Source organism: Formosa sp. S-31, assembly GCF_051172795.1.
Lineage (GTDB): Bacteria > Bacteroidota > Bacteroidia > Flavobacteriales > Flavobacteriaceae > Formosa.
The window spans coordinates 54,601-76,229 of record NZ_JAENDK010000002.1; the positions used below are offsets into that span (position 1 = coordinate 54,601).

General features: G+C 38.5%; 15 protein-coding genes and 2 tRNA genes. 11 read left to right on the forward strand and 6 right to left on the reverse strand.

Going from position 1 to position 21,629, the window contains the following annotated elements:
• Positions 1 to 98: 98 nt before the first annotated feature.
• Together I3217_RS00445 and I3217_RS00450 are read right to left on the reverse strand one after the other, a co-directional pair.
• Positions 99 to 1,193, reverse strand: coding sequence for a hypothetical protein (locus I3217_RS00445; protein WP_435047750.1), 1,095 nt, complete (start codon positions 1,191 to 1,193; stop codon positions 99 to 101).
• Positions 1,194 to 1,430: 237 nt separating this feature from the next.
• Entirely contained in the window at positions 1,431 to 1,895 is a 465-nt protein-coding gene (locus tag I3217_RS00450; protein WP_435047751.1) for a cupin domain-containing protein, read from the reverse strand.
• A 265-nt stretch (positions 1,896 to 2,160) separates the two neighbouring features.
• Between I3217_RS00450 and I3217_RS00455 the strand changes: the two genes are divergently transcribed.
• From I3217_RS00455 to I3217_RS00490, 8 genes are all read left to right on the forward strand, one after another.
• On the forward strand, positions 2,161 to 2,577 hold the full coding sequence (locus I3217_RS00455) for an HYC_CC_PP family protein (protein ID WP_435047752.1): 417 nt from the start codon (positions 2,161 to 2,163) through the stop codon (positions 2,575 to 2,577).
• 97 nt (positions 2,578 to 2,674) lie between these two features.
• Complete coding sequence (locus I3217_RS00460; protein WP_435047753.1) at positions 2,675 to 6,412, forward strand: efflux RND transporter permease subunit; 3,738 nt, start codon at positions 2,675 to 2,677, stop codon at positions 6,410 to 6,412.
• A complete protein-coding gene (locus I3217_RS00465) occupies positions 6,399 to 7,640 on the forward strand; it encodes a TolC family protein (RefSeq protein ID WP_435047754.1) in 1,242 nt (413 codons plus the stop codon). The genes I3217_RS00460 and I3217_RS00465 overlap by 14 nt, the downstream gene beginning before the upstream one ends.
• An 18-nt stretch (positions 7,641 to 7,658) precedes the next feature.
• Positions 7,659 to 8,192 (forward strand): DUF3347 domain-containing protein, encoded by a 534-nt coding sequence (locus I3217_RS00470; protein WP_435047755.1) that lies wholly within the window; start codon positions 7,659 to 7,661, stop codon positions 8,190 to 8,192.
• Positions 8,193 to 8,319: 127 nt separating this feature from the next.
• Positions 8,320 to 11,058: a heavy metal translocating P-type ATPase gene (locus tag I3217_RS00475; protein ID WP_435048548.1), complete on the forward strand. Its 2,739-nt coding sequence runs from the start codon at positions 8,320 to 8,322 to the stop codon at positions 11,056 to 11,058.
• Positions 11,059 to 11,064: 6 nt separating this feature from the next.
• Entirely contained in the window at positions 11,065 to 11,553 is a 489-nt protein-coding gene (locus I3217_RS00480) for a DUF305 domain-containing protein (protein ID WP_435047756.1), read from the forward strand.
• Positions 11,546 to 13,306 (forward strand): efflux RND transporter periplasmic adaptor subunit, encoded by a 1,761-nt coding sequence (locus I3217_RS00485; RefSeq protein ID WP_435047757.1) that lies wholly within the window; start codon positions 11,546 to 11,548, stop codon positions 13,304 to 13,306. The genes I3217_RS00480 and I3217_RS00485 overlap by 8 nt, the downstream gene beginning before the upstream one ends.
• A 155-nt stretch (positions 13,307 to 13,461) precedes the next feature.
• Complete coding sequence (locus tag I3217_RS00490; protein ID WP_435047758.1) at positions 13,462 to 13,722, forward strand: heavy-metal-associated domain-containing protein; 261 nt, start codon at positions 13,462 to 13,464, stop codon at positions 13,720 to 13,722.
• A 72-nt stretch (positions 13,723 to 13,794) separates the two neighbouring features.
• Here the strand turns inward: I3217_RS00490 and I3217_RS00495 are convergent, their stop codons facing one another.
• Together I3217_RS00495 and I3217_RS00500 are read right to left on the reverse strand one after the other, a co-directional pair.
• Positions 13,795 to 14,544, reverse strand: coding sequence for an NlpC/P60 family protein (locus tag I3217_RS00495; protein WP_435047759.1), 750 nt, complete (start codon positions 14,542 to 14,544; stop codon positions 13,795 to 13,797).
• Positions 14,545 to 14,610: 66 nt separating this feature from the next.
• Positions 14,611 to 15,789 carry an acetyl-CoA C-acyltransferase gene (locus I3217_RS00500; RefSeq protein WP_435047760.1) on the reverse strand — a complete coding sequence of 393 codons (1,179 nt, stop codon included), beginning with the start codon at positions 15,787 to 15,789 and terminating at the stop codon, positions 14,611 to 14,613.
• A gap of 128 nt (positions 15,790 to 15,917) precedes the next feature.
• Here I3217_RS00500 and I3217_RS00505 point away from each other — a divergent pair, with 128 nt between their 5' ends.
• The 3 genes from I3217_RS00505 to I3217_RS00515 all read left to right on the forward strand — a co-directional run bounded on the left by I3217_RS00505 (position 15,918) and on the right by I3217_RS00515 (position 18,270).
• Positions 15,918 to 17,969: an HD family phosphohydrolase gene (locus I3217_RS00505; protein ID WP_435047761.1), complete on the forward strand. Its 2,052-nt coding sequence runs from the start codon at positions 15,918 to 15,920 to the stop codon at positions 17,967 to 17,969.
• A 92-nt stretch (positions 17,970 to 18,061) separates the two neighbouring features.
• Positions 18,062 to 18,145: transfer RNA gene (locus tag I3217_RS00510), tRNA-Ser, on the forward strand.
• Positions 18,146 to 18,195: 50 nt separating this feature from the next.
• Positions 18,196 to 18,270: transfer RNA gene (locus I3217_RS00515), tRNA-Pro, on the forward strand.
• Positions 18,271 to 19,047: 777 nt separating this feature from the next.
• Here I3217_RS00515 and I3217_RS00520 read toward each other — a convergent pair.
• Entirely contained in the window at positions 19,048 to 19,800 is a 753-nt protein-coding gene (locus I3217_RS00520; protein WP_435047762.1) for a DUF2490 domain-containing protein, read from the reverse strand.
• Positions 19,801 to 19,941: 141 nt separating this feature from the next.
• A complete protein-coding gene (locus I3217_RS00525; protein WP_435047763.1) occupies positions 19,942 to 21,627 on the reverse strand; it encodes a pseudouridine synthase in 1,686 nt (561 codons plus the stop codon).
• Between the last annotated feature and the right edge of the window lie 2 nt (positions 21,628 to 21,629).

Sequence of the window (21,629 nt, forward strand, 5' to 3'; positions counted from 1 at the left end):
TCTCTTTTTCTAAGTTTTTAATGAGCTTAATCTTATTTTAATCGAATAGTACAATATAATATAAAGTTAACTAATTCATTTTTAAAATACTAAAACGTTTAGAGTCCTTTCTTTTTTACGCCGAACCGGTATTGCAAGCCAGTCATTAAAAAACGTTGGGAATCGGCTACTCCGTATTCGCCACGTAACATCCAGTGTTTGTTGAATTGTAAATTAAACCCGAATTGAAACGTAATGGTTTGTATCAGTTCTTTACGGATAAAATAATCGATTTGCGTTGAAAATAATCCGCTGTCGTTTACGGTATCCTGAATGGTGTGCAAGGCCTGATTCTGTGCCTGAAGTTTCAGACGTTCCGGTATGGAAGTTCCCGGATCGTCTATTAATTCCTGATTTGCGGCAATCTTGCCTTCTATCCTCTGGTTAAATGTAGCATCCAGTTCCGGGAATACCTCATTAAAGTTAATTTGTCCGCCACTACCATCTGCACCAACAAAATCACGAAACATCATACCCAGATACGGGCCAATAAAAAAATCCTTGTTCTTTTTACTTAAGCCGAAGGTGTGCCCAAGTCGTGCCGACATGGTTAAATAACCAATTTGTTCTTTTAGTAAATCGGTATCGGTACGAGAATAATTCATGTCCACACTCGAAAAATAACCATTCCACCCAAATACGAGTGTCGTTCCCAAACCATAGGCCAGCGCATCAAAATCGACTTTCGATGAAAATTCTGGTAATTGCAGCATGATGTTTCCGGTACCGTCTTTCCAGGCCGGCTGCAGACTTACTTCGGTACCACCCTTAACCGTAGAGAATAAGGCGTATACATTCATAAACGGAAGTACCCAGGCATCGGCTCTGAAATTTACACCATTGGTCGTTCCGTTTACCTGCGTAAAGTTTAAGGTTTCAGCATTTATAATTCCCGTTAAATCCTGATTGCCCGCCAGTAGCTTAAATTCAGTGATTTCGAGATCAACAAAGGCGTTAACATAGTTCACGTTGAAACCAAACGGTAATTGTAGCTGATTCGCCATGCCGCGATCCTGGACCTTCTGTCCCCAGATTGGTAGTACATAAGGGTATTGGGTACTGGTACTGTAGGTTTGCGACCAGCCTTTGGTATTAAAAAACAGACTTAGTACTAAGAATATAACGGAAAATGGTTTTATAAATCGGTTTAGCATTGTTAGAGGTTATGATTAATAGAAAATTTTGGTTTAAGCTAAAATATCGAATTAATTATCAATATAATATTTTAAGCGCACAAAATGAAGGGATTAAGAGGTATTAAAGAACAGATTTAACGTTTGTGTGCTTTTGTATTAATATAGCGAAGAAAAAGGTATGTATTAAAACTGGCGATTTATATTGCAAATAAATCGCACAGTCTAATTTTTTAAATTTTAATCGTCCTGTTAGCTTTAAGGTTTTAAGCTGTATAGATCTTGGGTGATAAATTTTACAGTATTAGTTCCAATGTTTACGGCTGCATCTCCTTCAGGACCTCCAATAAGAGCTAATCCTGTTGGGAATTCTGCTATACTTTTATTGTTTTCTACATCGTAAAGAGCTAGTGTGCCACCTTCCAGAAAATAAATAGTGTGATACGGATGTTCGTGCCAGCCAACAGTATCTCCGGGTTTCATAGTGAACTCGTACATTACTATACCCAGTGAGTCTCCAAGCATTTTGGTCATTTCGGCACCTACAATATGGCAGCCTTTGTCGGGATTGTAGATAGTGGAAGTTGTATGCATGGTATCAGTAATAGTAATTACTTCTTTATCGATTTCATACGTTGGGGCAGACTTAGTCTTGTTGCAGTTTGTTAAAATTAACAGCAGCATTGCAAAACCAACAGAAGGGAAAAGTTGCGACGTTTTCATAATGTAATGATTTTAAAGATTAATACTGTTTTTAAATGGTGCTATTGATTAGTCTTAGAGAATCATTTAAAATGAGAATGAACTTTTTCATTAAGAAGGTAACGGAAAGTAGAGAAGGATATTTGCTATCTTTCTAAGTTACTGAAAATAAGAAAGATATCCTAAGTAAATTTCTCAATTTTAAATGCGGTTATTTTATTTACTTTTATATTTAAAGAAGTTAAAGTGCTTTAAATCAAAATTATTTTTACTAATTTTGACATCTATGAAATCAATATTTTCCAAAATATTAGCATGTACAATGGCTTTGGTAGTGGTATTTTCTACCCTGTCCTTTTCCGTAGATATGCATTATTGTGGAGATTCTTTGGTGGATTTAGCCATTAATAAAGAGGCAAAAACCTGCGGTATGGACATGCAGGAATCTACGACACCTCAAATGTCTAAAATGGCAAAAGGCTGTTGCTCGGATACTAAAATTCAGGTTGATGGTCAGGACGAACTGAAATTGAATACGCTGGATCAGTTGAGTTTCGATCAGTTTACCTTTGTTGCCACTTATTTTTATGTTTACATTAACCTTTTTGAAGGTTTAGAAGAACATATTGTGCCTTTTAAGGCCTATTCTCCTCCTTTGTTGGTCACGGATATTTCCGTAATTAACGCAACTTTCCTTATTTGATATTTAAACAATAAGCTGTGTGCTTTCAAGAATAAGCCTTGGAAACACAAGATAGTTGGTGCTTTGCACTAAGGTTTCATTGTTTAAATATAGTGTCATGCTAAATAAAAGCATAAAATTTTTAATAGAAAATAAACTAGTAGCGCTACTGTTACTGGTCCTTTTTGTAGGCTGGGGAATCGTCAATTCACCATTTGGTTGGGATACAGGGATATTGCCCAGCGATCCGGTAGCGGTAGATGCTATTCCTGATATCGGCGAAAATCAACAAATTATTTTCACCAAATGGGATGGTCGTTCTCCTCAGGATATCGAGGATCAGATTACCTACCCTTTAACAACGTCGTTGTTAGGTATTCCCGGGGTTAAAACCATTAGAAGCTCGTCGATGTTCGGTTTTTCAAGTATTTATGTCATTTTCGAAGAAGATGTGGAATTTTACTGGAGTAGAAGCCGCATCCTTGAAAAATTAAATGCCTTACCGAGTGGTTTGTTGCCAGAGGGCGTGAGTCCGGCGCTGGGACCGGATGCTACCGGATTGGGGCAAATTTACTGGTACACATTGGAAGGACGGGATGAAAACGGACAGGTTACCGGAGGCTGGGATTTACAGGAATTACGAAGCATTCAGGATTATTTTGTGAAGTACGCCTTGTCTTCAGCCAGTGGGGTTTCGGAAGTAGCGTCAATCGGGGGGTATGTTCAGGAATATCAGGTGGATGTTAATCCGGAAGTGATGAAACAATACAACGTGTCACTTCAGCAGGTGGTTAAGGCTGTAAAAGGAGCGAATAAGGATATCGGCGCCCAGACGCTGGAAATAAATCAAGCCGAATATCTGGTACGGGGTCTGGGCTATATTAAATCGGTTTCCGATATCGAGAATGCCGTTGTTGTTTCCAGTAATTTTACAGCAATACGTATAAAGGATATTGCCAGAGTCAGTCTTGGTCCTGCAGCCCGTCGGGGAATACTTGATAAAGAAGGTGCTGAGGTTGTAGGAGGTGTGGTTGTAGCCAGATATGGAGCAAATCCTCTGGAAGTAATCAACAATGTAAAAGATAAAATTTCTGGTTTGGAGGGCGGTATGCCAGTAAAAATGTTGGAAAACGGTCGTAAATCTACCTTAACCATAGTGCCATTTTATGATCGTACTGAATTAATTCATGAAACACTAAACACCTTAGATGAGGCTTTAACGCTGGAAATATTAATTACGATACTCGTAATTGTAGTTATGGTGTTTAATTTAAGAGCTTCCATTTTAATTTCCGGATTGCTGCCTGTGGCGGTATTAATGGTGTTTGTGGCCATGAAATATTTTGGAGTAGATGCCAATATAGTAGCACTTTCAGGTATTGCCATTGCCATAGGTACCATGGTAGATGTCGGGGTGATTCTCGCAGAAAATATTATAAGGCATTTGGATGATAATGACCAGAATCTGCCAATAAATCAGGTGGTGTACAACGCAACGGCTGAAATTTCCGGAGCCATTGTAACAGCGGTTATGACTACGATTATAAGTTTTATTCCGGTGTTTACCATGGTTGGTGCAGAAGGGAAATTATTCCGACCGCTGGCATTTACTAAAACCATGGCACTAACTGCTTCCATTATTGTAGCTTTATTTTTAATTCCGCCGTTTGCAGCATTTTTATTTCGAAAAAAATCCATGAAACGTCAGTTGTCCTATGTGATAAATGGCATTTTAACCCTATTAGGTTTTTATGCTGTTATACAAGGATATGGCATTGGTATTTTGCTGGTAGCATTCGGAATAACTGGCGTATTAAAATGGCAATTGCAGATTTCGGACGCCCGCGTTAATATAATAAACAGTGTGCTTGCCATGATTGCCATCGTATTTTTATTGGCAGCGTATTGGAGGCCATTGGGTGTAGACAAAAGTTTAATTCTGAATTTAATTTTTGTAGTTTTTATCTGTTTTGGTTTGCTGGGGGGATTTACGCTATTCAGAAGGTATTATTCACGGATTTTAAATTGGGCTTTACAGCATAAACTTTTGTTTTTAAGTATTCCTGCAACGGTAGTTATTCTTGGAGCCGTAATCATGAAAAATACAGGAAAGGAGTTTATGCCTGCTTTAAATGAAGGCTCTTTTTTACTTATGCCTACATCGATGCCACATGCTGGGATTGAAGAGAATAAGCGGGTATTGCAGCAGCTGGATATGGCAGTAGTGAGTATTCCTGAAATAGCCACGGTAGTTGGAAAATCCGGGAGAACAGAATCAGCTCTGGATCCGGCACCATTGTCTATGTACGAGAATGTCATTCAGTATAAACCGGAATATATGTTGAATGCTAACGGGAAACGTCAGCGTTTTAAAGTTAACGAAGATCAGCTGTTTGTTACTAAAAACGGCACACTGGTAGGTAATCCTAATCTGACCGAAACTGAGACTAATCTGGTATTTTCGGACCTTACTGTAAAAGACCTTATTCCGGATGAGGATGGTGCGTTCTTTAGAAACTGGCGACCAGAAATAAAGTCGCCCGATGATATCTGGAATGCCATAATAGAGGTTACCAGATTGCCGGGAGTGACTTCTGCGCCTAAATTACAACCCATAGAAACCCGATTGGTGATGTTGCAAACAGGGATGCGGGCGCCGATGGGAATTAAAATTAAAGGACAGGATCTTAAACAGATTGAAGATTTTGGGAAGGCTCTGGAGCCGATTTTAAAAGCTGTAGAAGGTGTGAAAGCTGAGGCAGTTTTCGCCGATAGAATTGTAGGGAAACCGTATTTGCTTATCGATATAGATCGCGAGAAGCTGGTACGTTACGGAATTACCATAGAAACTGTGCAGAATGAACTGAAAGTAGCAGTTGGAGGTATGGAGTTAACCCAAACCATAGAAGGTCGTGAACGCTATGCCGTGCGTGTACGCTATCCGCGGGAATTACGTTCCAGTCCAACTGATTTGAGTTCTATTTATATTCCGGTGGCTTCAGGAAAACCGGTGCCTTTAAGCGAACTGGCCAGTATTCGTTACGAGCAGGGCCCTCAGGTGATTAAAAGTGAAGATACCTTTTTGGTAGGCTATGTGCTTTTTGATAAACAGGATGGTTTCGCCGAAGTAAACGTGGTGGAAGCGGCTCAGCAATTAATCGAAACTAAAATAAAAAGAGGAGCTTTAATCGTTCCTAAAGGAATTACGTATCAGTTTACAGGAACCTACGAAAATCAGTTGCGGGCAGAGCAAACATTACAGGTGGTTGTGCCATTGGCTTTACTAATTATTTTCCTGATTTTATATTTTCAGTTTAGATCGGTTGCAACTTCAGTAATGGTATTTACGGGTATAAGTGTAGCTTTTGCAGGTGGCTTTATAATGATGTGGCTTTATGGACAGGACTGGTTTTTAAATTTTAGTGTATTTGGTGAGAATTTACGCGATCTGTTTCAGATGCACCCTATCAATTTAAGTGTAGCCGTTTGGGTAGGGTTTATTGCTTTGTTTGGTATTGCTACTGATGACGGGGTGGTTATGGCCACGTATTTAACCCAGACTTTCGCTAAAAATAAACCTCAGGATATAAAAAGTATCAGAAGTACAGCAGTTGAAGCTGCCGAAAAACGTATTCGTCCGTGTTTAATGACAACAGCAACAACCATATTGGCATTGCTTCCAGTATTAACATCGACAGGACGTGGGAGTGATATTATGATTCCCATGGCCATACCATCGTTTGGCGGGATGATTATAGATATTACCTCGTATTTTATTGTTCCCGTGTTGTATAGCTGGAGACAAGAGCTTAAAGTGAAATCATTTAACCTTAGAGCAGCCCATGAAAACAAATAATAAATTAATAACCAAAGGTGTTTTAAGCGCCGTGCTCGGCCTTGGGGTATGTTCCACTGTTTTGGCGCAGTCTCTGGAAACCTTTATTAAGTTGGGGTTAGAGCAGAGTCCGGAACTGGAAAAACTGGAATTGCAGTATCAGATTGCTTCCGAAAGGGTAAATGAGGTAAACACTATTCCGAATACCGAACTGGGGTTTGGATATTTTGTAAGTTCACCCGAAACCCGCACAGGACCTCAACGGTTTAAAGCTTCGGTAAAACAAATGATGCCTTGGTTTGGTTCCGTTACTGCACGAGAGCATTACGCCGGGGCTATGGCCGATGCGCAATACGAAGCTCTTGCGATTGCTAAACGTAAATTGCTTGCTACAATTTCTCAGTTATATTATTCCATGTGGAGTATAAAAGAAAAGCAGGATGTTTTGGAAACACAATTAATATTACTGAAGACATACGAAACACTGGCGCTTACAGCTGTAGAGGTGGGGAAAGCTTCGGTGGTAGATGTATTAAAAATTCAGATGCGGCAGAATGATATAGTACAGCTCAAAGCTGTTTTGGAACAGGAGTATCTGGCACAGCAGTCGGAATTGAATTTAACGTTGAACAGAGCAAAATCGGAAAAAATTCTGATAACAGAACGTTTGGAATTACCTGCTGAAGACGACCTAATTAATACCGAAGTTTCAGGTTTACATCCTGAATTACTGCAATACGACAAATTATACGAGTCAGTTGAGCAATCTGAATTGTTAAATCAGAAAGAGCGATCACCTATGATTGGTTTTGGTCTCGATTATATTGCAGTCGATGAGCGTACGGATATGGAAGTGCCAGACAACGGTAAGGACATATTTATGCCAATGGTGTCTTTGTCGATTCCAGTCTTTAATAAAGGGTTCGGCTCCAAGACCCGACAAAATGAATTAAGAAAACAGGAATTAACCAGTGGGAAACAGCAAAAGCAAAATGCTTTGGAGACCGTTCTAGAGAAAGCTGTAACCGCCAGAGCCAAAGCCCGGATAACCTATAATACCCAAAGAAAAAACTTGGCGCAGGCCAAAGATGCTCAGGACATTTTAATGGCGGGATATGAAACAGGACAAGTCGATTTTAATGATGTTTTGGATATTGAGGAACTGCAGTTAAAATTTGAGCTAAATAAGATTGATGCCATACTACAGTATTATCAGCAACAAACCATTATAAAATATTTAAGTAAATAACAATTAATAATAAGAATCATGAAAAACGTAAAACAGATTTTAGGGATAGTAGTATTAAATGCCATTTTAATTTCAGCAAGCGGCTGTAAGGAGGATAAATCAAACGCTGGTAAGTCAGAAATGGAAAACGCAGCACATTCAGAAATGTCGACTCAAAATACCGTGCCGGAATTTAAGGATGCTTCAGTAGCGAGTACATTTCAGCATTATCTGCATTTAAAAACGGCGCTTGTAAATGGAGATATGGCAGAAGCTAAAAAAGGAGCGCAAATGATGGTGGAAGTGACTAAAGATTTAAAGATTAAAACTATAGCATATTCCATTGCGGAAGCTGAAGATATTAAAAAGCAACGGGAAGTGTTATCGGAATTAACAACGGCTCTAAAACCACTTTTAGTTGAGCATATTACTTCGGGAGAAATTTATGAACAACACTGCCCAATGGCATTAAATGGGGGAGCGAACTGGTTTGCTGTAGAAAAGGAAGTTAATAATCCGTATTACGGCGATGCCATGTTACACTGTGGCGTGGTTCAGGAAACATTAAAATAAGGCGTTGTTTGCCGTGCGATTTAAACAGGTTTTATTATAGTAAGTGTGAAATCTTGTAAATATTGTCCGGAATAATACAAACTAAAACGCAGTTATGCTATTAATTTTAAAGTATTAACACAATATGATGAGACATAAATACAAAATAGGAGGCATGTCCTGTAACGGTTGTAGAAAACACGTTGAGGAATTATTACAGGGTGTTCATGGTGTAGAAACGGTAACTGTTAATTTGGAAAAAGCCGAAGCAGAAATTAGTATGTCCAAGCATATTCCCATAGAAACTTTTAAATCTGTTTTAAAGGCAGATGGCGGGACGTATAGTATTTACGATTTTCATGCCGAAAGCGTAAAGACGATGTCTAATATGACGCATACTTATCATATTACCGGTATGTCCTGTAACGGTTGTCGTACTCATGTGGAAGAGGTGTTGAACACGGTTAAGGGTGTGGTAAAAGCTAATGTTGATCTGGATGAGGCTAAGGCGACTATTGAAATGTCTGAACACATTCCTTTGGAAACGTTGCAAAAGGCATTTCAGGACGATGGCGGACATTATAGCATTCATGCAGACGGAACTATGCCTAATGTACAATCTGAGGATAAACCTAAACCAAAAGGTCGGGGAACAGGCGTGTTTTATTGTCCGATGCATTGTGAAGGCGAAAAAACATACAATCAGCCGGGTGACTGCCCTGTTTGCGGAATGGATCTGGTTGAAGAAATGAGTTTAAGTTCCGGAACAGAAAGCCAGTTTACCTGTCCGATGCATCCGGAGGTTGTCTCAGATGAACCGGGAGCTTGTCCAATTTGCGGAATGGATCTAGTGCCTTTGAAAGCTGATTTATCTGCAGAAGAGAAAACATATAAAAATTTGATTGGAAAGTTAAAACTAGCTATCGCTTTTACGCTCCCGGTATTTATAATTGCCATGTCCGAAATGCTGCCTAATAATCCTTTATACCGCATTTTAGACCGGACGTACTGGAACTGGATACAGTTTGCTTTATCGATTCCCGTAGTGTTTTATGCTACCTGGATGTTCTTCGAGCGTGCTTACAAATCGGTAAAGACCTGGAATTTAAACATGTTTACTCTAATAGGTCTTGGTGCAGGTGTGGCCTGGTTGTTTAGCGTGTTTGGTTTACTATTCCCCGGTTTTTTCCCGGATCAGTTTAAAACCGAATCCGGCGATGTGCATGTGTATTTTGAAGCGACTACTGTAATTTTAACTTTAGTATTGCTGGGACAGGTTTTAGAGGCAAGAGCTCACAGTAAAACCAATAGTGCTGTAAAAGAACTACTGAAACTGGCTCCTAATAAAGCCACGAGAGTGGTGAATGGAGAAGAAGAAACCATAAGTATCGATAAAATTGAAGTGGGTGATTTACTTCGAGTGAAACCCGGAGAAAAAATTCCGGTGGATGGCATCATTACTGAAGGCAAAACTGCGGTGGATGAATCGATGGTTACAGGTGAACCTTTACCAGTAGAGAAATACGAGGGAGATAGTGTTAATAGTGGTACTATAAATGGGAATCAGTCGGTAATTATGCGGGCAGAAAAAATTGGTTCAGATACTTTACTGTCTCAGATAATAAATATGGTCAATAATGCGAGCAGAAGTAAAGCCCCAATTCAGAAACTCGCCGATAAAATATCGGGATATTTTGTACCTATAGTGGTGCTTATAGCACTTATTACCTATGCTGTCTGGGCTATTTGGGGACCTGAACCAGCTTATGTGTTTGCTCTTGTAAATGCTATAGCTGTACTTATTATCGCTTGTCCCTGTGCTCTGGGGCTGGCGACACCTATGTCTGTTATGGTTGGTGTTGGTAAAGGCGCACAAAACGGCGTACTGATTAAAAACGCAGAGGCACTGGAACGCATGAATAAGGTTGATACTTTAATTGTAGATAAAACCGGAACCTTAACCGAAGGGAAACCCTCAGTAGAACATATTGGTGTATTAGGTAAGCTTGAAGAACAGCAGGTGCTTCAGTTTATAGTGTCTTTAAATCAGCAGAGCGAACATCCTTTAGCCGATGCTACAGTGAGTTATGGGAAAGAAAAAGGAGTAGAGCGTTTGAAGCTGGAACATTTTAATGCTGTTTCAGGGAAAGGTGTTGAAGGTGAAGTAAACGGTCGCCATGTAGCTCTGGGTAACGAAAAGATGATGGCTTATGCTCAGGCAGAGTTGAGTGCAGAAGTGCTTTCTAAAGTAAAGCCATTTCAGGAGGAGGGAAAAACCGTATCCTTTGTGGCTATAGATAAAGAAGTTCTTGGTTTTGTCGTTATTGGAGATAAAATTAAGTTAAGCAGTAAAAAGGTAATTCAAGAACTGCAGGAGCGGGGTATAGACGTTATAATGCTTACTGGTGATAATGAAACTACGGCTAAGGCTGTAGCAGGTGCTTTAAATTTAAAACATTTTAAAGCAGGATGTCTTCCGGAAGATAAATTAAAAGAAATAGAACATTTGCAAAGTGAAAACCATATTGTGGCCATGGCTGGAGATGGAATCAACGATGCGCCGGCGCTGGCGCAAAGTGATGTGGGTATTGCCATGGGTACAGGAACAGATGTGGCTATAGAAAGTGCAGCCATTACCTTGGTAAAAGGGGATTTACATGGTATTGTTAAGGCTAAAAATTTGAGCGATAGCGTTATGCGGAATATAAAACAAAATTTATTTTTTGCTTTATTCTATAACACCATTGGTATTCCAATTGCGGCAGGGGTATTATATCCGGTATTCGGATTGTTGTTATCTCCAATGATAGCTGCTCTGGCCATGAGCTTTAGCTCGGTTTCGGTTATTGCTAATGCCTTGCGATTGCGATCTGCCAATATAAATTAAAGCATTATGAAATCTTCTGAATCATCAAAATCAAACAAAAAGTATACAACATTTTTTTTAATGTTGGCGGTTTCTTTTATCACGATGTACATCACTATGTATTTAAATACGTATGCACTTGATCATGTCTATTTTAGTTTAACCCGGTTTTACATGACCTGCCTTGGAATTTCGGTAATGTCCATAGTAATGCTGTTGTTTATGCTGCCGATGTATACCAGTAAAACTAAAAACAGAGCAATTTTTGCAGGCAGTGTACTATTGTTTGTAACGGCGTTAACTTTAGTGAGGGCACAGAAGCCTGTAATTGGTGATTTACTATGGTTGAAAGCAATGATTCCGCATCATTCCATAGCTATTTTAACTAGCGAACGTGCCGATATAAAAGATCCTGAGGTGAAGCAGCTGGCAGAAGATATTATTAAAACTCAAAGAAAAGAAATAGCCGAAATGAAGGCTATGATACAACGATTACAAGAAGAAAAACATGAATAAAAGCAGTATTTATATCGTATTGGCTCTGCTTGCAGGTCTAGGGTTGGGGTATTTTATTTTTGGAAAGACTTCGGAAACTCCAAAGTCAGATTCTGAGAATAAGGAAACTTTACACGGGCATGGCGTTGAAAAATGGACCTGTTCCATGCATCCGCAGATTTTCTCAGGTGAACCGGGAAATTGTCCTATTTGCGGTATGACCTTAATTCCGATGGAACAGGATGCTGAAGGTGTAACTGCTCAGCAGTTTAAACTGACTAAAAATGCCGAGGCACTGGCCAATATTACTACGACCACTATTGGGAGTAGTACAGCTCCAGTGGCTACTTTAGTATTGTCGGGTACCATCACAGAAAATGCTGATAAAGTCTATGTGCAGCCAGCACATTTTAACGGTCGTATAGAACGATTGTATATCACTTCTGTTGGGCAGGAAGTAAGGAAAGGGCAACTGGTAGCCAGTATATATTCGCCGGAGCTTATAAAAGCACAGCAGGAACTCATTACGGCTTATAAATTAAAATCTGCGCAACCTAAGTTGTATGAAGCCGTGAAAGCAAAATTTAAAAACTGGATGATTACCGATGCGCAACTGGACGATATAGTAAAAAGCGGAGAGCTTAAGGAGCAGTTTAAGATATATTCACATGTTTCGGGAACGGTTTCGGAAATCAGTGTCAATGAAGGCGACCATATAATGGATGCAAAAGCTATTTTTAAAGTAGCTGATTTAAGTACGGTCTGGGCAGAATTTGATGCATACGAAAATCAAATTGCTTTTTTGAAAACCGGGCAGACACTGGAAATGCGTTCTAAAGCTTTTGGAGATAATACGGTTAAGGCAAAAATCGATTTTATAGATCCCGTGCTCAATGCAAATACACGTACGGTAAAAGTAAGAGTGGTATTAAACAATACTAAAGGCATGTGGAGACCTGGGATGTTTGTAGAAGGACAGCTTCAAGACTCGAATGTTCAGGAAGATGCAGCGATTAGTCTTCCGGCTTCGGCAGTACTCTGGACGGGTAAGCGTTCGGTGGTTTATGTAAAAGTACAACCCGATGCGCCTGTATTTGAAATGCGGAATATTGAACTTGGTACTAAAACAGGGGAAACCTATAGGGTGATTAGTGGTTTGCAAGCCGGAGATGTGGTTGTAACACATGGTGCTTTTACAGTAGATGCGGCTGCCCAGTTACAGGGAAAAACGTCGATGATGAACCAATCAGATTCATCTCAAAGAACTAAAAAAACAATGACATTTCAAGAGAAGGGTTCTGTAGAGCCATTTGTGGTGCCTAAAACATTCAGAAAGGAAATTAATAAATTACTGGAAGGGTATCTTGAGTTTAAAGATGCTTTGGTTGCTGATGATTTTGAGGCTTCCAAAAAAGCAGCTAAGTCACTTAAATTACGTCTGGAGCAAATCGATTTAAAATCAGTTCAATCGAATACTGATATTTTGGAATATGTTAATGAGATGAAATCCATGATGCTTTCAGAATTAGGCCACGTAGAAACTTCTAGTGATATTACTATGGTACGCCAGCAGTTTCTGGTAATTTCTAATCAGATGCAAAATATGCTGGAACACTTCGGAACCGATAAGACTGTGTACGTTCAGTTTTGTCCTATGGCGAATGCTAATGCCGGAGGGTATTGGCTTAGTTTGGAGGAAGATATCCGCAATCCCTACTTTGGAGCCGCGATGTTGACCTGTGGAGAAAATAATAAAATACTAGGTAAAAAATAAGTCGTATTTGTCATTATAGCAATAAGTTAGTGTTAATTTTGAGTTTTGTGTAAAACTCTGCAATTCAAAAAGTGGTCAAAGTATTTTTTATTTCAATAATATTATGCTAGTTTGGTAGAGTTAAAAACCTAATAATTAACTAAAAACCAAGGAAAATGGACATCTTATTGGATAACGTAATACCGGGAAATCACAATCGAATGTTCGAAACTAACGCCACTGATGAGCAGGATTTATTGCAAATTAAGGAAGCTATAATGCGCATTCGTGCTATTGAAAAAGTTGAGATTAAATCGAATCGATTTCCGGTAAGAATTACAGTTTATGCTTATAAACTGGTTGAAATAGCCAAAATTGAAGAAGCAGTACACGATTTAGGATTCAATATTATTCCTAAACAGTTTTTATCTATTTAATTACGGCCAGGCTTAACACGGTTCGTATTTAAAAATTATAATAATCTAAGTCTGAAGTTTTAAAACCAAGACTTAGATTATTTTTTTTATGACTCTTAATTTATGTGTATGAGTGCGTTTATCGACATTATAAATTCCGGAATGATCTAAACGATCTATACGTACTTTTCCGTGAGAGTGGATAATATAGTTGTCGTTCATAATTATGCCCACGTGTACAATCTGGCCTTCGGCGTTATCGAAAAAGGCTAAATCTCCGGCTTCACTTTCTTCAATAAAGCTTAAAGGTTCGCCTTGTTTTGCCTGCTGTGATGCATCTCTGAATATTTTATAGCCGTTTAATTTGTAAACCATTTGTGTAAATCCGGAGCAGTCTATACCAAAAGGTGTTTTGCCTCCCCATAAATACGGTGCATTTAAATATAAAAATGCAGTACTGATTAAATTGGTTTTTGGTAATACTTTATCGGTAACATTACCATCGTGTTTATGATTTAAAAGGTTCAGACAATTTAAACTGGCTCCTAAAGGAATAGGGTACAACTGGTCGTTGCTATCATGCACAAATTCAACCAAATCGCTCGCCAGTTTCGGCATTTCCTTATCTAGAGCATCATACACTTCCTGAGTAACTTCCAGATATTGCTTATTGTCTATCCAGCCTTCGTATTTGTCGAATGCCAGACGGATTTTACTCCAGTTTTTTCGCTGCTCTAATACTTTAAAATGTTCGCCATATAAAACTTGAGAGACGAGTTCACTGGAATCTGAAGGATCTAATCGTAAAGGAACAATGCTTAAATTACAAACGCCGTATTGCATTAACTGGATTTTGGTTTTGGGCTTTAAATATAGAGTTTAAAGTGTTTCTAAAAAAAAATAATTGAATTAAACGCGTTCGATGACCATAGCCGAAGCACCGCCACCACCATTACATATTGCAGCAGCACCAATTCGTGCATTATTCTGTTCTAAAACATTTAATAGCGTAATAATAATACGCACTCCAGAACATCCTAAAGGGTGTCCCAGAGAAACAGCACCTCCATTTACATTTACCTTATCGTCTGATAATCCAAGGATTTTCATGTTAGCCAGACCAACAATAGAAAAGGCTTCGTTAAATTCAAAGAAATCCACATCTTCAAGTGTAATACGGGCTTTGTCTAAGGCTTTAGGTAAGGCTTTTGCTGGGGCTGTGGTAAACCATTCCGGTTCCTGAGCAGCATCGGCATAACTTTTTATTACGGCCAGTGGTTTTAAACCTAATTCGGCCGCTTTTTCTTTACTCATTAAGATTACAGCTCCGGCGCCATCATTTATCGTAGAGGCATTTGCCGCTGTTACGGTACCGTCTTTGGTAAAGGCAGGGCGCAGCGAAGGAATTTTATCCAGTTTTACATTGGTAAACTCTTCGTCTTTAGAAAATATAACCGGTTCGCCGCGACGCTGAGGTATTTCTACAGGAACTACTTCGTTATCAAATTTTCCAGAGTCCCAGGCCGCTTTAGAGCGTGCATAAGACTGAATAGCAAAGGCATCCTGATCTTCGCGTGAGAACTTATATTCAACTGCACAGGCATCGGCACATACTCCCATGGCATTATTATCGTATGCATCAACTAATCCATCGTTTTGCAGGCCGTCGATTAAAGTAGCCGGACCGAATTTAGTTCCGGTGCGGGCGTGTAAATAGTGCGGAATCATACTCATATTTTCCATACCTCCGGCAACTACAATTTCGGCATCGCCCAGAGCGATGGTTTGCGCCGCAGTCATAATTGCTTTCATCCCGGAAGCACACACTTTATTTACTGTTGTACACGGTACAGTATTAGGTATGCCTGCGTAAATCGCCGCTTGTCTTGCCGGAGCTTGTCCGGTTCCTGCCTGTACCACATGGCCCATAAATACTTCCTGAACTAAATCGGGATTCAGATTAATTTTGTCTAATGCGCCTTTTATAGCAATAGCTCCTAATTTTGGTGCCGGGATAGTAGATAAGGACCCCAGAAAACTCCCTATAGGTGTTCTTGCAGCCGATACAATTACGACGTCTTTACTCATGGTTTATGTTTTATCAATTAGTGTTGCGAAATTAGTCAATTTTTAAGGAATTAGGAAGGATTCCTGATTTATAAACCTGTTAAAACGCTTTAATTTTTCTTACATTTGATTTTCACTTAATTCAGTTCATGAAAGACTTTATAAATACTTTATACAGGAATCATACCTTGCTATACAAAGGCTTGCTTTTTATCTGTACTACATTTTTAATTGTGTATTTATTTCCGAAAAGCGGCCGGTTTAAATACAATTTTGAAAAAGGAAAGCCTTGGCAGTCAGAGAATTTGTATGCCCCTTTCAATTTTGCCATAAAGAAGTCGAATGAAGAAATTACTTCTGAAAAGCAGGTGATAAATGCTAATGCGATCAGGTATTTTGATATTGACAGCGGTATTAAAGACGAGGTGTTTAGTGCCTATAAACTGACGTTTAAGGAAACCGTTCCGGATTCTGTTTCCGGGCGGGATTATCGGGCGTTGTATAATTTAGGAACTAAAATTTTAAACGATTTTTATCAGTATGGTATTTTACACGAGGATTATAATTTTACACCAAAGAGTTATGTGATATTACTGGAAAATCGGGTTGAAAAATTAAATACCGAATACTCGAATTTGGTAAAACAAAATAACATAACTCCCATTTTGGTAAAGTCGCTAACAGATGCTAAGCTGAATACTTACCAGAAGTTGTTTATTTCCATTTTCTACGATGTTATAAAGCCAAATTTAACTTACAATAAGGAATTTACAGAACGCGTTCTTGAAGAAGAACTCAGCAAGATTTCGTACACGCGTGGAAGCATAGAAAAAGAAACCTTGTTAATCTCCAAAGGGGAGGTAGTGGAAGGCGATAAATTTCAGATTTTAAAATCCCTCGAATCCGAATACGAATCCCAGGTATGGAATGCTTCGAATTATAACTGGATTGTATTTGCTTATACATTACTGGTGTCTTTGGCGCTGTTAATGTTGTTGTTGTTTTTGCGAAAGTACAGGAGAGATGTGTTTGAAAACAATCATAAGGTCACTTTTATCTTTTTTAATGTGTTATTAATGGTGTTTATTACTTCTTTGGTGGTAAACTATAATTCGCATTATATTTATGTTGTACCCCTTTGTATTTTACCACTGGTTTTAAAGGCGTTTTTCGATGCGCGTTTAGGCTTATTCACACATGTGGTAACAGTGCTTTTACTGGGGTCTATCGTGCCTAACAGTTACGAGTATATGTTTTTGCAGATTATCGCTGGGATAGTAACTATTTTAACGGTTTCTGAGCTATATAAGCGTGCTAATCTGTTTATTTCTGTAGGACAGATTACTTTAATTTATATTATCGCTTATTTTGCCTTTTTCGTTATTCACGAGGGTAGTATTGATAATTTACAACTTGAAACCTTTTTAATGTTTATTCTATGTGGTCTGGCAACTTTGTTTGTACAGCCATTAATTTATGCCTACGAAAAGATGTTTGGTCTGGTGTCTGATGTGTCGCTTTTAGAATTATCAGATACCAATTCAAAATTGTTAAAGGAACTTGCCGAGAAAGCTCCCGGAACGTTTCATCATTCCTTAAATGTGGCGAATTTAGCAGAAGCATCGGCAAACGAAATTGGCGCAAATGCCATGTTAATACGGGTTGGAGCTTTGTATCACGATATTGGTAAAATGAAAAATCCAACCTACTATACCGAGAATCAGTCTACGGGATTAAATCCGCATGATGAATTGTCGCCAACAGAAAGTGCGGCTATAATTATCGATCATGTTTTAAACGGGATAGAAATAGGTAAGAAGCGGAATTTACCAGATCGGGTTATCGATTTTATACGAACGCACCATGGTACAAGTCTGGTGTATTATTTTTATATGAAAGAGAAGCAGTCGAATCCAGACGGGGTAGATATTGAAGATTTCAAATATGGGGGACCGAAACCGTTTAGTAAGGAAACGGCCATTTTAATGATGTGCGATAGTGTAGAGGCGGCGTCGAAAAGTTTAAAGGAACCAACGTCGACAAAAATTGATGCTTTTGTAGAAAATATCATAAATAAGCAGATGGAGGAGGGGCAATTTCTAAATTCTAACATTACCTTCAAAGAAATTCAATCCATCAAAAAAGTGCTAAAACGCAAGCTTGCAAATATTTACCATTTGCGCATCGAATACCCCGAATAATTTTTTAAAAAAAAGCTCAAAAAAGGTTGTGAACTTCGAGAGTAAAGTATACATTTGCAACCGCAAAATAATTGCAACGTTCATAATTTTTAGGAGAGGTGCCAGAGTGGTAATGGAGCAGATTGCTAATCTGTCGACGCGTAAGTGTCGCCAGGGTTCGAGTCCCTGTCTCTCCGCAAATATTTCTTAATGATCCGGGATAAAGAAATACTTAAAATATACACCTCGGGGTGTAGCGTAGCCCGGTTATCGCGCCTGCTTTGGGAGCAGGAGGCCGCAGGTTCGAATCCTGCCACCCCGACTTATTTTTTTTAACCTGATACTATTTTAAAGTATCAGGTTTTTTTTTTGACTTGAAATTCGTTTTTAGTTTTTTGTAAGATATTGATTTCAAATTGGACGATTACTGTTTTTTTCTGAATAACAATGTTTAAGTACTAAATAAGCTTATTTATGAATGTAATATCCTTTTTGTTTTACCTGTCCTTAGCTTATTTGTTATATAAATTTTATAGGAGTTGGTTGAAAATCAGGGGTAATGATCCGGAATTGGCTACAAAGATTCAGGCATTTGAATTATGGATATTTATTGTATTATTAATAATTGTTGCGGTTTTTAAGTTGTTTAAAAACGAATAATAGTAACCTATTCGGTTACCGCTTTTAAAAATGCAGAGTTCTAATTGTAGCGACCTTGATTTAGCTATTAAGTATAGTTTTACCTATGAAAGAATTAATAAGAACTATCAATTTTATAAATTTTAAGCTAACATTAGTCATTCTTGTTTTAAGTATAGTTTTTATTTTTTTGAATGTATTAACAGGGCTTTCAGGGCATCCTATATTTGTTTATTTTTTCGACAGCAAAAGTGTAGTTTCAATTTATAATAGTGCTGTAATTTTTTCAATAGTATTTCTTGTAATCAGCTTGGTGTCCTTTATAAATGAGTTACTTCTTTTATTGTCCAAGCAAACTACAATTAAGGATTTTTTTCTTGCTCCGAAAGTTGTAACGGGCTGGTCTTTTTTTGTAATACTCACGGGAGCTTTATACATCCTTATATTTTAAAAGTCTGAATTAAAATCCTTTTATTATTCTGAAACGGAAAACAATATCGTTTGTTCTTACTAATTTACTTGAATCGATGCCTGCTTTGGTATAATGATAGGCTAAACTGGCTAACAGTTTAAAGTCAGGATCTATTTGATATCCTATACCGGGAGTAACCCTGATGACGTCGTTAAATTGACTTACTTTAAAAATATTAAAAAAGGCCTCGACCGAAATAGGTAAATAAAACCCTCTTTTCTCCTGAAAAAAAAGCCCCTGTAAGTCTATAGTTCCTGTAACCTGATATCGAAATCGCAGTCCGAAAAAATCATGCTTTTCATTGTCTGAAAATAAAAAGCGTTCTTCCAGTCGCAGTAATTGCCCGAGATTAAACCTAGGGCTAATATTAAATGAGATGCCATAGTTTTGATGCGGTCTGATTTCAAAAGTGTTTTTTTCGTATTCACTGAGGAATAAAAATAACCCGATTCCACCTGCAATTCGTTCTTTGTGTTTGAAACCTTTGAAAATGATTGAGTCTTCAATAAACTCTTTGGATACTCTGGTAATGACTCTATGCCAGCTTTCCGGCTTAACTGTACGATAACTAAATTCGCTAATAATTTTACTATTGTTGCTAACTGTCCAATAGGGTTGGAGGTCTATCCAGATTTGACGTGTAAAATCATGATCTTCTATTGGGTTTTCTGTACTGGATTGTGACCAGCCTATGGTGGTAACAGAAATAAAAAAATAAAAAAAGAAGCTTTTTTTATTCATAGTCCTCATCTAAAGATTTGTTGTATAAATTACACAATAAAACTAAGAATTCAGGATAATTTAAGGCGAATGATTGTTCAGCTTTATCTTGGTGTAAAACGAATAATATTAAAACGATGCTCTGAGGTTTATGTTTTAAGATTAAAACGGTGCTTTACAAATAAAAGTTAGTTCTTTCTTGCTTATAGGGTGAACAAAAGTAAGCTCTTCGGCATGTAAATGTAATCTGTCAGCTCTTGTCCCGTATAAATCATCTCCTGTGATAGGAATTTTTAAACCTTTGCTATGGGCTGCATGTACACGTAATTGATGCGTACGACCTGTAATGGGGTAAAAGTGAATGCGGGTTTTTCCGTTTTCTATGGCAATGACTTTAAATTTGGTTTTAGCGGGTTTGCCGTGTTCGTAGCAAACCAGTTGTTGCGGTCTGTTATCCAGATCTACTCGTAATGGTAAATCAATCAAACCTTCGGTCTGCGTTAATTCGCCATCCAGTAAAGCAACGTAGCGTTTTTTTACCGTGCGTTCTATAAACTGTTTCTGAAGCTGTTTGTGTACGCGTTCGGTTTTTGCAACCAGTAACAATCCGGAAGTGGACATATCCAGACGATGAACCAGAAGCGGACCTTTGGCTTTTGGAAGGTAGTCTTTCATTTTACTTAAAACCGAAAGGTTCTGGGTTTTTCCCGGGACCGATAAAAATTCATGCGGCTTATTAACCAGCAGTAAAGCATCATCTTCAAAAACAATTTCTATAGTTTTGTCATCAGTAATGGCCTGTTGAATGGGGTTGTCTTCTACCTGAAGCCCCTGCATCATGTGTCCTAAAATGGGTTCGCATTTGCTGCGGCAGGACGGATAAAACTGTTTATGCTTGCGTACTTCCGACTTCGGTGAGGCGCCCCACCAGAATTCAGCCATAGCTATAGGTTTTAGCTGGTTTTCATACGCATATTGAAATAGTTTGGGAGCAGCACATTCTCCCGACCCAGCAGGAGGCATTGGAGAAGTGGTGCTCTTAAAAATATCCAGTAAATCTTTTGTCTCACCTTCTGCATTTAAAAAGCGGTATTGTTCATGTAGGCGCTTTTGCAAGCCCGCCGATTGTGCTGCACGTTTGGCTTTAAGAGCTTGTATGGGTTCAAGTAGGGAATTTAAGTCTGTTTCAGCCGTTTTAATAGCCTCTTCCCAGTGTGCTTTTAAATGCTTTAACTGTATTTGATACCCAATACTTTCCCGCTTCAAATCTTCAAAAAGTTTTTGAAATTCGGTATCACTAAGCAGAGGTTTAGCCTCGTCTCGTTTTTTGTTGCGCAGTTTCTTTTTGGCTTTCATTACAGCTTTAAACTCTTGGAGTTCCTTTTTTGCAGCAGCTTTGCTTTCGGCCAGTTGTTTATTGGCATTTTTAAGTTTTTCCGAATTTTCGAGTGCTTCTATAGTTCTGTTTAAAGCATTTAACTCAGCTTCCCCTTTTTTATAAAAGCCAGATGTGTTTAACGTGTCGAATACTGCCGGTACAAATCCCTTTAAGTGATTACTTTCAGCCAGTTTTCCTGAAAATGCTGCCAGATAAGCTAAATTACCTTGAGAATCCTGAACGACCATAACACCAAACATCTTGCCAATAACCAGACCCGTTTGTGTAGTGTCCAGTCCGAAATTATGATTAAAATCGGTTTGCGATTCCAGATATTCCTGTAAATCTTTAGCAGCCAGAATACTTAATTGATTCGGCTCGTAATAAAACGGAAACGTGAATTTTTCAGGTAATTCAGTTGTCGTATTCTGTTGTAAAGGGTGTACTAAGGTATCGGTAAATTTTAACATAG

Coding starts and splice junctions, on each gene's coding strand:
- I3217_RS00505 (WP_435047761.1), top strand. CDS start 15,918: ATGAAAGACTTTATAAATACTTTATACAGGAATCATACCTTGCTATAC.
- I3217_RS00465 (WP_435047754.1), top strand. CDS start 6,399: ATGAAAACAAATAATAAATTAATAACCAAAGGTGTTTTAAGCGCCGTG.
- I3217_RS00525 (WP_435047763.1), bottom strand. CDS start 21,627: ATGTTAAAATTTACCGATACCTTAGTACACCCTTTACAACAGAATACG.
- I3217_RS00480 (WP_435047756.1), top strand. CDS start 11,065: ATGAAATCTTCTGAATCATCAAAATCAAACAAAAAGTATACAACATTT.
- I3217_RS00500 (WP_435047760.1), bottom strand. CDS start 15,789: ATGAGTAAAGACGTCGTAATTGTATCGGCTGCAAGAACACCTATAGGG.
- I3217_RS00520 (WP_435047762.1), bottom strand. CDS start 19,800: ATGAATAAAAAAAGCTTCTTTTTTTATTTTTTTATTTCTGTTACCACC.
- I3217_RS00495 (WP_435047759.1), bottom strand. CDS start 14,544: ATGCAATACGGCGTTTGTAATTTAAGCATTGTTCCTTTACGATTAGAT.
- I3217_RS00445 (WP_435047750.1), bottom strand. CDS start 1,193: ATGCTAAACCGATTTATAAAACCATTTTCCGTTATATTCTTAGTACTA.
- I3217_RS00450 (WP_435047751.1), bottom strand. CDS start 1,895: ATGAAAACGTCGCAACTTTTCCCTTCTGTTGGTTTTGCAATGCTGCTG.
- I3217_RS00460 (WP_435047753.1), top strand. CDS start 2,675: ATGCTAAATAAAAGCATAAAATTTTTAATAGAAAATAAACTAGTAGCG.
- I3217_RS00475 (WP_435048548.1), top strand. CDS start 8,320: ATGAGACATAAATACAAAATAGGAGGCATGTCCTGTAACGGTTGTAGA.
- I3217_RS00485 (WP_435047757.1), top strand. CDS start 11,546: ATGAATAAAAGCAGTATTTATATCGTATTGGCTCTGCTTGCAGGTCTA.
- I3217_RS00455 (WP_435047752.1), top strand. CDS start 2,161: ATGAAATCAATATTTTCCAAAATATTAGCATGTACAATGGCTTTGGTA.
- I3217_RS00490 (WP_435047758.1), top strand. CDS start 13,462: ATGGACATCTTATTGGATAACGTAATACCGGGAAATCACAATCGAATG.
- I3217_RS00470 (WP_435047755.1), top strand. CDS start 7,659: ATGAAAAACGTAAAACAGATTTTAGGGATAGTAGTATTAAATGCCATT.